The 10,223-nt window shown below is 69.8% G+C and carries 11 protein-coding genes and 1 pseudogene; 4 read left to right on the top strand and 8 right to left on the bottom strand.

What is annotated here, in order from left to right; translation table 11 throughout:
• The 4 genes from ACIRYZ_RS45700 to ACIRYZ_RS45715 all read right to left on the bottom strand — a co-directional run.
• Positions 1–93: transposase (locus tag ACIRYZ_RS45700; protein WP_402955450.1), on the bottom strand; the 93-nt coding region annotated here is incomplete at its 3' end.
• A 253-nt stretch (positions 94–346) separates the two neighbouring features.
• Positions 347–670, bottom strand: coding sequence for a helix-turn-helix domain-containing protein (locus ACIRYZ_RS45705; RefSeq protein ID WP_402955428.1), 324 nt, complete (start codon positions 668–670; stop codon positions 347–349).
• 3 nt (positions 671–673) lie between these two features.
• Positions 674–1,822 (bottom strand): tyrosine-type recombinase/integrase, encoded by a 1,149-nt coding sequence (locus tag ACIRYZ_RS45710; RefSeq protein WP_402955430.1) that lies wholly within the window; start codon positions 1,820–1,822, stop codon positions 674–676.
• A gap of 953 nt (positions 1,823–2,775) precedes the next feature.
• Positions 2,776–3,351 carry a TetR/AcrR family transcriptional regulator gene (locus ACIRYZ_RS45715; RefSeq protein WP_402955432.1) on the bottom strand — a complete coding sequence of 192 codons (576 nt, stop codon included), beginning with the start codon at positions 3,349–3,351 and terminating at the stop codon, positions 2,776–2,778.
• A gap of 130 nt (positions 3,352–3,481) precedes the next feature.
• Between ACIRYZ_RS45715 and ACIRYZ_RS45720 the strand changes: the two genes are divergently transcribed.
• Positions 3,482–4,330 carry an SDR family NAD(P)-dependent oxidoreductase gene (locus ACIRYZ_RS45720; RefSeq protein ID WP_402955435.1) on the top strand — a complete coding sequence of 283 codons (849 nt, stop codon included), beginning with the start codon at positions 3,482–3,484 and terminating at the stop codon, positions 4,328–4,330.
• Positions 4,331–4,356: 26 nt separating this feature from the next.
• Positions 4,357–4,776 carry a hypothetical protein gene (locus ACIRYZ_RS45725; protein ID WP_402955438.1) on the top strand — a complete coding sequence of 140 codons (420 nt, stop codon included), beginning with the start codon at positions 4,357–4,359 and terminating at the stop codon, positions 4,774–4,776.
• Positions 4,777–5,146: 370 nt separating this feature from the next.
• Here ACIRYZ_RS45725 and ACIRYZ_RS45730 read toward each other — a convergent pair whose 3' ends face one another.
• Both ACIRYZ_RS45730 and ACIRYZ_RS45735 read right to left on the bottom strand, forming a co-directional pair.
• The gene (locus ACIRYZ_RS45730) at positions 5,147–5,545 is read right to left on the bottom strand and encodes a hypothetical protein (RefSeq protein WP_402955441.1); all 399 of its coding nucleotides are present in this window, start codon (positions 5,543–5,545) and stop codon (positions 5,147–5,149) included.
• A gap of 396 nt (positions 5,546–5,941) precedes the next feature.
• On the bottom strand, positions 5,942–6,361 hold the full coding sequence (locus ACIRYZ_RS45735; protein ID WP_402955443.1) for a MarR family winged helix-turn-helix transcriptional regulator: 420 nt from the start codon (positions 6,359–6,361) through the stop codon (positions 5,942–5,944).
• 96 nt (positions 6,362–6,457) lie between these two features.
• Between ACIRYZ_RS45735 and ACIRYZ_RS45740 the strand changes: the two genes are divergently transcribed.
• Complete coding sequence (locus ACIRYZ_RS45740; RefSeq protein ID WP_402955445.1) at positions 6,458–7,300, top strand: SDR family oxidoreductase; 843 nt, start codon at positions 6,458–6,460, stop codon at positions 7,298–7,300.
• Between the two features lie 29 nt (positions 7,301–7,329).
• Positions 7,330–8,253, top strand: a complete 924-nt coding sequence (locus ACIRYZ_RS45745; protein ID WP_402955452.1) for a hypothetical protein — start codon at positions 7,330–7,332, stop codon at positions 8,251–8,253.
• A 30-nt stretch (positions 8,254–8,283) separates the two neighbouring features.
• Here ACIRYZ_RS45745 and ACIRYZ_RS45750 read toward each other — a convergent pair.
• Positions 8,284–9,297: pseudogene (locus ACIRYZ_RS45750) on the bottom strand (IS701 family transposase); the annotation flags it as partial.
• Positions 9,298–9,436: 139 nt separating this feature from the next.
• Positions 9,437–9,931, bottom strand: a complete 495-nt coding sequence (locus ACIRYZ_RS45755) for a GNAT family N-acetyltransferase (RefSeq protein WP_402955448.1) — start codon at positions 9,929–9,931, stop codon at positions 9,437–9,439.
• Between the last annotated feature and the right edge of the window lie 292 nt (positions 9,932–10,223).

Raw genomic sequence — 10,223 nt, forward strand, 5'->3', positions numbered from 1 at the left:
GGTCAGCCGGTCGTCCCGTTCGCCCCGGTCCGCCTCGTCCTGGCGGATCCAGTTACGCAGGGCCTCGTGGTGCACGCCCAGGTCGCGGGCCATCTAGCAGATCACCGGCTTCGGGTCAGCAGTGCGATACATCTCCACCGCACGCCGTCGCAACTCGGGCGGGTACTTCATCGGTGCAGCCATGGCAGAGGCTCCCTTCTCATGGCCCATCAGGCCATCTCCGGCAACCTTCCGCACGTCGGGGGAACCTCAGATGCCGCTGGAGCGCACCAGCGCCCAGCCGCCACACCGCACACACGCGTCGACCACCATCGAGGCGAAGCCGCCCACCAGCGAACCCCTTCTCCTAATTCGGCGGCATCGAGCGCCGGCCCCCGCCTGAGCGCGGAAGAGGCCGCACCGCGCCGCCGCCTACCACCCGCACCGGCTCCTCGGGCACCGCCCCGGTCTTCTCGACCGGCTCGGCGACCATCAGGTCCGCCACCGTGCAGTCGAGCGCCGTGCAGATCTTGTCCAGGTCATCCAGCCGCACGCTGATCGGCTTGCCGCTCCACAACGCGGCGACCTTGCTCAGCGACGGCGAGAAACCGGCCTCCTGGAACGCGGCCAGCAGCTGGGTCGGCCGCCAGATGTCCCGCTGGGCCGCGGCCCAGCGCAGATTCCACTTCACCCTTCACACCTCTCCGGCCAACCGCCGCACCGCCCGGTGCGCGGACTCCAAGCTCGTCCGCTCCGGATCCGCCCGCACCGACGACACGTAGACGACCGTGGCGGTCGCCCAGATGTGGCCGAGGATCCGCTGCACATCCCACAACGGCATCCCCCGCTCATAGTTGTGGGCCGCGCACGCGTGCCGCAGAAGATGCGGGAACAACTCCCGCACCGGCCCCGGCAGATACAGTGCCGCCGCCGCCTTCAGCGCCCGCCGGAACGCATCCGGCCCCAGCGCCGGCGCCACCGGCACGTTCAGCACCGCAACCGCAGGGGACGACCGCTCCGAAGGGAACAACGGGGCCAGCGGATCCAACGGGTCGTCGCAGAACTCACCCCGTACCTCCTCCACGTACCACCACAGCAGGGCCCGGCCCTCCTCGAACAGGTACGCCTCCCGCTCCCGGGGCCCCGACCCCCGAGCCCCCTTGCCCTGCACCACGAACCGCCCCCACTGCCCCAACTCCCAGTGCACATCCCCGATCCGCACCCCGCACAGCTCCGACGCCCGCACACCCGAGATGTACGCGAGCTTCGCCATCACGTAATCCCGAGCCGCCACCCGCCACTTCCGCGCCTGCGGCAACGCCTGGCGCCACGCGGCAAAGAACTCCCTCATCGCCCGCTGCGACGGCGGGATCCGCAGACCGAAGTCCCCCCGATGATGCGGCCGGTTGAACGGATCCACCGGCGACTCCACCGCCACCCCGAACCGCCGCGCGATCTCCCCCGCATACCGCTGCTCCAGAAACGCGAAGTACGCGTCGATCCGCGACACCTTCGCCCGCAGCGTGGACCGGCCGCGCTTCCCGGCCCCGGAGAAGTACAGGTCCAGGTGCCTCGGGGTCAGGTGCCAGGGCACCAGGTCATAGAAGGAGCAGATCTCCTCCACCGGCCGAAGCAGTCGCTGAAGCGTCGACGCGGCTAGACCCGCGACATCCCGTGCCCAGGTGTACTCGGCCAGCGCGTCCGCGAAGAACGCCCGCTCGTCATCGGCCGACACCCCAGCGGCTGCCCGGCGCTGCAGCGTCACGACATCGGCGAGGCCCGGCTCGACCAGCCCACCCGCTGCGGGCTCCGGCCCGGCCGGACCCGCCTCGGCGCCGACCAACGCCAGGCGACGACTACTGGAATCCTCCATGAACCGGCAGATTAGGCCCATAGCTCCTGGAATCCACGAGTTCCTGCGCGAATCCCACACCAACGAGTGACACCGCCGTACACGTCGCTGACCTGCTGAAATGCAGAGACCCCCGTTGGGCGGCCACTCATCGAACCCGTCGGGACTCCACTCGAAGCCGACCGGTTCGCGGATTCCGGCTTGGGACTACTGGCGAACCCACGTGCCGTTGACGCATAGTCACGGTACAGACCTGCGGGTTCCACGGCTGCTCGCGCTGGTTAGTACTGACAATCGCATCGACCAGGTATGGGTGTCCGGGCCGTTGGCGACTGTAGTTTCGGGTAGCTCTCCGCGGACTTGGAGAAGGCCGACATCTCCCTGGAACTGCTGACCGGCCCGCTCACGGGGGATTTACGGCCTCGCTGGCAATGGGCGCCCGGTCCATCGTCCCCGGCCGGGAGAAACCTTGCGGCGAAGCCGCCGACCACCGACCCCTCGTTCCGCAGCCGTCCGGACACCTCGTCGCCCAGCGTGCCGGGCATCGGGCTGGGGCGGGTGACCCGCGGCGTACGCCATGGGCGGCAATGCGCATCCACGCGCACTGGAGAACTCGCCCTGCGAGGCGTGCGGGCGCGGCCGGGTGTGGCTACCCGGGGACGTGTCCGTGGTGAACGGGAGATCGGCCCGTGCCTGGATCGCCGGACACCGGTCCGGGGACGCCGACGTGTGCCCGTGCAGCGGCTCGTCGGTCCCGAGCGCGCCGGGTCAGGGTGCCGTTTGATGACCTACGACCAAGGTGTGCTGGGCGTCGATCCCGCCTGTCGGCGCCGACGACGATCCCAAGGCCCGGTGCCCGGTGAGGGCCCCAGCGGCAGGCCGGGTTTCTCCCGATGCCATAGCTGCTGTCCGCCGCCGGGCCTATGGAGCGCCCGAGGGGCGGGTTATCGGTCTGTTCCGTAGCGGAGTCCGTCGAGGAGCAGGTCGAGGAGGCGGCCGGCCCGTTCGCGTTGGGCGGGGGCGCTGGTGATCAGTGAGATGCCGGCGAGGCTGAAGCCGACGTCGAGGGGGTCGACGTCCGGGCGCAGGAGGCCGGCTTCGGTGCCGGCGTGCAGCAGGGAGCCGATTGCGGCGGTCAGCTTGTCGAGGGTCTCGGCAAAGGGGTCGGCGCCGGAGGCGACGGCGGCGCGCAGGGCGTCCGCCATGCCGTGTTTGGCGGCCAGGTAGTCGATGAACCTGTCCATCCACAGGCGCAGTGCCCGGTCCGGAGGGTTGTCGGCCAGCAGTTCGGGGGCGCTGTCGCAGACCCGGGCCAGCTCGTTGCGGTAGGCCGCCTCCACCAGCGCCTCACGCGTGGGGAAGTGGCGGTAGAGCGTGGCCGAGCCGACGCCCGCGGCCTTGGCGATCGCATCGATCGCAACGTCCGCGCCCTTCTCGGAGAAGGCACGCACGGCCGCTTCGAGGATGCGCTCCCGGTTGCGGCGGGCATCGGCACGCAACACGCTCGGCTGGGTGGTCAAGGCTGCTCCCTTCGTCTGGGATCAGTCTAGCTGGACAACCGGAGAGTTCCCCGTTTACGGTTGAAGAGAACCGGAGAACTCCCCGTTTACGGGTGCAGCCCATCACGCTCCACACGCAAGGAAGACCCGCATGACCTCCCCGAAGACAGTTCTGATCACCGGCACGTCCTCCGGCATCGGCCTGGCCACCGCCGTCGCCGCGGCCCGGGCCGGCTGGACCACCATCGCCACCATGCGCGACACGGGTAAGGCCGATGCCCTGCTGAAGGCCGCCGCCGAGCACGGGGTCGCCGACCGCATCCAGGCCAAGCGCCTGGACGTGACCGACCCCGAGAGCATCGCCGCCTGCCTGGACGAGGTGATCGCCGAGCACGGCCGCCTGGACGCGCTGGTCAACAACGCCGGCGCCGCGAAGACCGGCACCATCGAGCTGCTGGGTGTGGACGAGGTCCGCGCCGCGATGGAGGTCAACTTCTTCGGCGTGGTAGCCACCACCCGGGCCGCCCTGCCGCACCTGCGCGCCACCCGGGGCCGGGTGATCACCGTCAGCAGCGTCGGCGGCGCCGTGGGCCAGCCCTTCAACGAGGCGTACTGCGCGGCCAAGTTCGCCGTCGAGGGCTTCATGGAGTCCCTCGCCCCCGTCGCCGCCACTCTCGGCGTCGACGTCACCGTGGTCGAGCCGGGCCCGGTCGTGAGCGAGTTCGTCGCCAACCAGAACCTGGACCGCCCCGCCGCGGTCGCCGCGGCCGGGCCCTACGCTCCGGCTCTTGAGGCGTACTTCGAGGCCGTCCGGAACGTGTTCCTCGCCGACGCCCAGACCCCGGCTGAGGCAGCCGCCCCGATCGTCGGGGCCCTGACCGCCGACCGCCCGGCCTTCCGCGTCCAGACCTCCGCGTGGGCTCGCGACTTCGTCGCGACCACGCTCGCCGACCTCGACGGCTCCGCCGTCCAGACCCTCACCAGTGCCTGGGTTCGCTGAACAATCCCAGAAGGAGAAGATCGCCTGTGTCCACCGCAGACCTGTCGCGTGCCGAAACGGACGCGAAGCAGTTGTTCGACCGCTATGCGGCCACCTTCATCGAACTCGCCGCGGCCGGCGGGACCGACCCGGCGCCGCTGCTGGAGTACTTCGCGGTGCCCCTGACCGTGACCACCGGCAGCGCGCACACGGTCCTCACCTCGGCCGAGCAGCTGACCGCCGGGCTCGCCCACGAGCTGGCCGCCCTGCGCAGCCTCGACTACGGCGGCAGCAAGGCACTGGACCCGGCCGTCCGCGCGCTGAACGAACGGGCGGTCACCATCGAGGTGAGCTGGGCCCGCTACGACCGCTCGGGCACCGAGTTCCAGCGTCCCCGGGTGTTCTACTTCCTCGCCCGCACGCCGGACGGCTGGCGAATCACCACCTCGGCGGTCCTGGCCAGCTGAGCCTGGTTGTGCGGGCGGAAGCTGACACCAACCCGAACGGGCCCGGATCGCAGAGCGACTCCGCGATCCGGGCCGCCGGCCTTCAACAACCCGACGGCCGGTCACCTTCGAACTCCACCAACCCGCTGACCGTCTGGCTGTCCCAGTCGCAGGTGGCCGGGACAGCCGCACAGCTTGCCGGCGACGGACCCAACGCCACAAGATGTCAACATGCTGACCTGGCAGGGAAGCACATGGCCTCAGCCTGCCACCCACCGTCCCGGTTGCGGCGCGCCACCCTGTCGGCGTGCGACCCGCACCGGTGGCAGGCGCAGCCGTTCTTCTCCCTGGTCAGTATCCGCGTGCCATGCCGACGGCCGGGATCATCAGCTCAGGACGGGGGGACGGCGCTGGCCAGCGGTTCGAGGTCGCCGTAGAGGGCGGCGTGGAGTGCGGCCGCGAGTTCACGGGCCCGTTCCTCGCTTTGCACCCCGTGCATCATGAAGTAGACGGGGCCCGTGTAGGCGTCCGGGTTGACCTCGTGCCTTTGGATCAGGCGGGTGATCGCGGCCCGGACGGCGTCGTTCACGGTGTCCTCGACCGCGTGGTCGGGGCCGGCGGTGAGCGTGTCGGCCTTCACGTTCCACTGCTGACGTGCTTCGGATTCGATGGCGACGAACACAGCGCGATGCACCATGGCCTGTCGGTACGCGTCGTGGAAAGCGTCGGTGTTGGTGCCGGTGGCATCCGGGACGAGGTGTGCGGGGCAGGGAACCGGCAGCGGCTGCATGAGCCGCATTGTGCCAAGGGGGCAGGGTCGTCCAGGTCCGCTGACACGCGACGAATCACCAGCAACCGCGCTACCGCACCTGGGTCCGGCCTGACCCAGCACCCCATTGGGATCCGTCATCTGCCCGCCCATGCGGGTGGGGCCTGTCAAGCGCGCAAAGGGCTGTGGCCTTGGGGTTTGCGGTGGGATCGAACGAGGCGTTCGACAACCCGGACGGCGACCAGCTGCTCGCCGTTGAGCGGGTCGCCGCCGACGCGGCCCGCCAGGCGAAGGAGACGGCGGAGCGCGAGCGGCGCCGTCCGGCCTGCACCCGCCGCAGGGTGACAGGCGGCGAACAGGATCCGGCCCGGTCTACTGGGGTCGTAGATGTCGGGCGGGAGTCCGGGCTGGCCGCCGTCAGGTGTCGAGCATCAGTTGCAGCAGGTCGCGCAGGGATTCGCGTTGCTGCGTGGTGAGTCGGTCCAGTGGGGCGGTGGCGAAGGGCGTGCGGGTGCGGAGATCCGCGGTGACGGTGCGGCCGGCTGCGGTGGCGGCGACGAGTTTGACGCGGCGGTCGCCCGGGTCGGGGCGGCGCTCGACCAGGCCGCGGGCCTCAAGGCGGTCGATGATCGCGGTGACGTTCGAGGGCTCGGCGTGCAGGCGGTCGGCGACGCGGCGCATCGGGACCGGGTCCTCGGTGGCGAGCAGTGCCTTGGCCTGGAGCGGGGTCAGGTCGTGGGTGGCGGCGGCAGCCTCGGACTCCTGGGCGTAGCGGCGGTTGATGGCCGCGAAGAGGCCGATGACCTCCCCGGTCAGCTCATCCGATGACGTGGGCATGGGTCCACTCTACCGATGTGCTTGACAAAGTGAAATATATCAGCCCATAGTTATGAACAGTAGTAGTTATGAGTCATAAGTAAAGGGGTTTGGGCAATGAGCACCAAGACCGTCCTGATCACCGGCACGTCCTCCGGCATCGGCCTGGCCGCCGCCGTCGCCGCCGCCCGGGCGGGCTGGACCACCATCGCCACCATGCGCGACACCGCCAAGGCCGACGCGCTGCTGAAGGCCGCCGTCGAGAACGGGGTCGCGGACCGCATCCAGGTCAAGCGTCTGGACGTGACCGACTCCGAGGTCATCGCCGCCTGCCTGGACGAGGTCATCGCCGAGCACGGCCGCCTCGACGCACTGGTCAACAACGCCGGCGCCGCCCAGGTCGGCACCCTCGAGCTGATGAGCCTCGACGAGGTCCGTACCGCGATGGAGGTCAACTTCTTCGGCGTGGTAGCCACCACCCACGCCGCCCTGCCGCACCTGCGCGCCACCCAGGGACGGGTGATCACCGTCACCAGCGTCGGCGGCGTCGTCGGCCAGCCCTTCAACGAGGCGTACTGCGCGGCCAAGTTCGCCGTCGAGGGCTTCATGCAGTCCCTCGCCCCCGTGGCCGCCACCGTCGGCGTCGACGTCACCGTGGTCGAACCGGGCGCGGTCGCCAGCGAGTTCGTCACCAACATCAGCCTGGACATCCCCGCCTTCCTCGCCGCGTCCGGCCCGTACGCCCCGGCCCTTGAGGCATACATCGTCCGCACCCAGGGCTCCTACGGCAACGCCCAGACCCCGGCCGAGGCCGCCGCCCCGATCATCGACGCCCTGACCGCCGAGCACCCGCCCTTCCGCATCCAGACCTCCGAGTGGGCCCGCGACTTCGTCGCCACCACCCTCGCCGACCTCGACGGCTCCGCCGTCCAAGCCCTCACTACCGCCTGGGTCCGCTGACCCACCCCAGAACCAAGAGAGCACCGATCATGACCGAGCCCACCGCACTCGACACCCTCCGCGCCGCCCTCACCGCCGACTCCTACGAGCACCGCGCCCTCACCGCGGTACACCGCTGGTACACCGCCTACGAGACCGACCGGCGCAACCTCGACCACCAGGGCGAACTCATCACCGAGGACTTCGTCATGCACCGCCCGCCGGAGGGGGCGCTGCCCGATGTCCAGGGTCGCCAGGCCTACCTGGACGGCCTCGCGGAGGTCTACCCGGGCCAGTCCAATGCCCACCACCTGCGCAGCATCGCCATCGAGCACACCGGCCCCGACACCGCCCAGGTCACGGTCACCCACGACTTCGAAACCGCCGGCCCGCACATGAACGGCGCCGCCCTGCTGCGCTACGACCTCCAGCTCGTCCAGCACCCCGCCGAGCACCTGCCCAGGATCAGCACCCTCGCCGAGCAGATCCTCTCCTACCAGGACAGGCCGTTCGCCGACGCGCTCGCCGAGAACCGGGTCCTCGCCTTCGTCCACTACTGGCTCTCCCTCCTGGAGCAGCCCGCGGACAGCGCCGAGGTGCTGCGCGAACTGCTGCACCCCGAGCTGGCGATGACCCTGTCCGACGGGCGGGTCCTGCACACCTTCGGAGAGGTCGCCGCCTGGTATGCACAGGCCGGCGAGCTGGTCGACCTCAGCACCCACCACCTGATCCACCCGCAGATCACCCCCGGTGAGGACGGTGACCACCGCCTCACCGTCGAATTCGCCTGGGAAGGCATCACCCGCACCGGTCAGCCGATGACCGCCCGCACCCGCCACGACTGGACCCTCACCGACACCGGAGAGCGCTATCTGCGCCTCAAGCGCTTCCACGTCACCGCCCTGGAACCGTTTACCCCGGTGACCGCCGAAGACGCCCTCGCCCACCACGACGCCGCCCGACGGTCCAACTGAGCCGCTCCGGGCCGCACATGGCGAAGCCGTCCACAGCGAAAGCGAAGGCGTCGGCTTCCGCAGTCCAGCCGTCCGGCGGACCTGGTGCTCGTCGAGTCCGGCCAGGCCCTTTCCGGATTGGAAGGTCTCCTCCACCCGCCACCTTGATCCAGCGACGCGGACCAGGGCGGTCAGGGGCACGGGGGCGGGTGAGAAGCAGCGGTAGTAGGCGAGTTCGCCGGTGGTGTGGTTGCGGCGGATCAGCAGCTGGCGGCTGCCGGGGTGGGGTTCGGCCAGGTCGATGACGGCCCAGTCGTAGAAGCGGTGCCCCTTGGCACCGGCCCCGGCCGACAGCTTCTGCCAGGCCCGTTTGGGCACCTTCGCGGCCAGGGTATCCGCGCGGAACTTCCCTGCGCCGGTGGTGAGTTCATGTGAGCAGGCGACGGCGAGCACGTAGCCGACCTGGCGTTCTTCCAGCGCGGAGCGCAGCTTCGGGTTGCCGCCGTAGACCTCGTCGCCTGCGACCCAGCTGGCGCGGTGCCCGGCATCGAGGAACCGGCCGATCATGCGGGCGGCCAGCTCCGGCTTGGTCGCGAAGGCGGTGTCCTTGTCCAGGCCCGCGGCTCGGCAGCGATCTGGCTCGCGCGTCCAGGAGCGCGGGATGTACAGCTCCCGGTCCACGGCCGCGTGCCCGCGCAGTGCCGCGTAGACGAGGTAGACGGCGACTTGCGCGTTTTCGATCCTCCCGGCGGTGCCGGTGTATTGGCGCTGGACACCGACGGTGTGCGTGCCCTTCTTCACGTCCCCGGTCTCGTCGACCACCAGCACTGCATCCTCGTCGTGCAGATGCTCCAGGACGTACTCGCGCACGTCATCGCGCACGTCATCGGCATCCCATCGGGCCCGGCCGAGCAGGTGTTGCACCCCGTCCGGGGTGGCCTCTCCGGCCCATTCGGCGATGCTCCAGCAGTTTTTGCGTGGCAGGTCCGACAGCAGCCCCAGGACCAGATCCCGTACCCGACGCCGGGGTTCGACCCGGGCGAACCGGTCGGCTATCCGGCTCATCAGGTCCTCGAACGCTTCCTGCCAGCGGGCAGGGTCTACGCTGTGACCTGCGGCCACCGCAAGATCGTTAGTCTTCACACACCGATGATCAGCGGTGGCCGCAGCCTTCCCGCAGCCGACCCACGAGCAAGATCAAGGTCTATGGCTGGAGGTTGCGCTGGTACCAGGTGCCTGACTTGCCGTCGAGATCGGCCGGGATGGCAGGGCCAACCGGAACGAACCCGGCCTTGGTCAAGACTTTCTGGGATGCGGTGTTGTCGTGGGAGGTGGCCGCCCGTAGTGTGCGCAGGCCGTGCCGAGCTATCGCAATCCGGCCTAGCTCCCGGACCTTCGCGGTCGCCACGCCGCGGCCGGTGACCTGCTGCGCGACCCGGTAGCCGAGTTTGGCAGTGCCGTCCTCCAAGTCGTACAGGTTGAACCTGCCGAGTACCGATCCGTCCTCGGCGACGAGCACGTAGAAGGCGCAGATGCCGGCCTCCTGCTCGGCCAGCAAGGCGTTGTACCGATCGGTGAACTGGTCGAAGAAGTCGTCACCGCGGTCGGGGATCGAGGCAGCGAAGTAGGCGCGGTTCGCCAGCTCGAAGGCCAGGACCGCCGGGGCGTGGTCGGCATGCAGCCGCTTCAGCTCGGGCATTGCCCGACTCTACCCAGATCGTGCGCTGAGGCCACCTGAGTTTCCGCCAGTGGCAGACAGCCCCAAAACCAGGGCACATAACGATCTACGGCTGGAGTACTAGTAGGGCTTTGTTAGGTGTGGTGGTGTGGTTCCGGTGTCGGTGCGGGCTGGCCGCATATCGAGCAGGCGCCGGTCCAGGTGGCCAGGAGGGCCTGGAGTTCGCGGTAGTCGTGCTCGACGCGCCAGCGGATCTTGCAGATGCGGACCAGTTCGCGCAGCGGGGTGTCGGCGGGCAGGGTGGACAGCCAGT

This window comes from Kitasatospora sp. NPDC101155 (assembly GCF_044768305.1).
Classification (GTDB): Bacteria; Actinomycetota; Actinomycetes; order Streptomycetales; family Streptomycetaceae; genus Kitasatospora.

Bases quoted from the DNA above. Each gene is read 5' to 3' on its own strand.
- ACIRYZ_RS45720 (WP_402955435.1), top strand. From the start codon at position 3,482: ATGACCTCCCCGAAGACAGTTCTGATCACCGGCACGTCCTCCGGCATC.
- ACIRYZ_RS45730 (WP_402955441.1), bottom strand. From the start codon at position 5,545: ATGCAGCCGCTGCCGGTTCCCTGCCCCGCACACCTCGTCCCGGATGCC.
- ACIRYZ_RS45735 (WP_402955443.1), bottom strand. From the start codon at position 6,361: ATGCCCACGTCATCGGATGAGCTGACCGGGGAGGTCATCGGCCTCTTC.
- ACIRYZ_RS45740 (WP_402955445.1), top strand. From the start codon at position 6,458: ATGAGCACCAAGACCGTCCTGATCACCGGCACGTCCTCCGGCATCGGC.
- ACIRYZ_RS45745 (WP_402955452.1), top strand. From the start codon at position 7,330: ATGACCGAGCCCACCGCACTCGACACCCTCCGCGCCGCCCTCACCGCC.
- ACIRYZ_RS45755 (WP_402955448.1), bottom strand. From the start codon at position 9,931: ATGCCCGAGCTGAAGCGGCTGCATGCCGACCACGCCCCGGCGGTCCTG.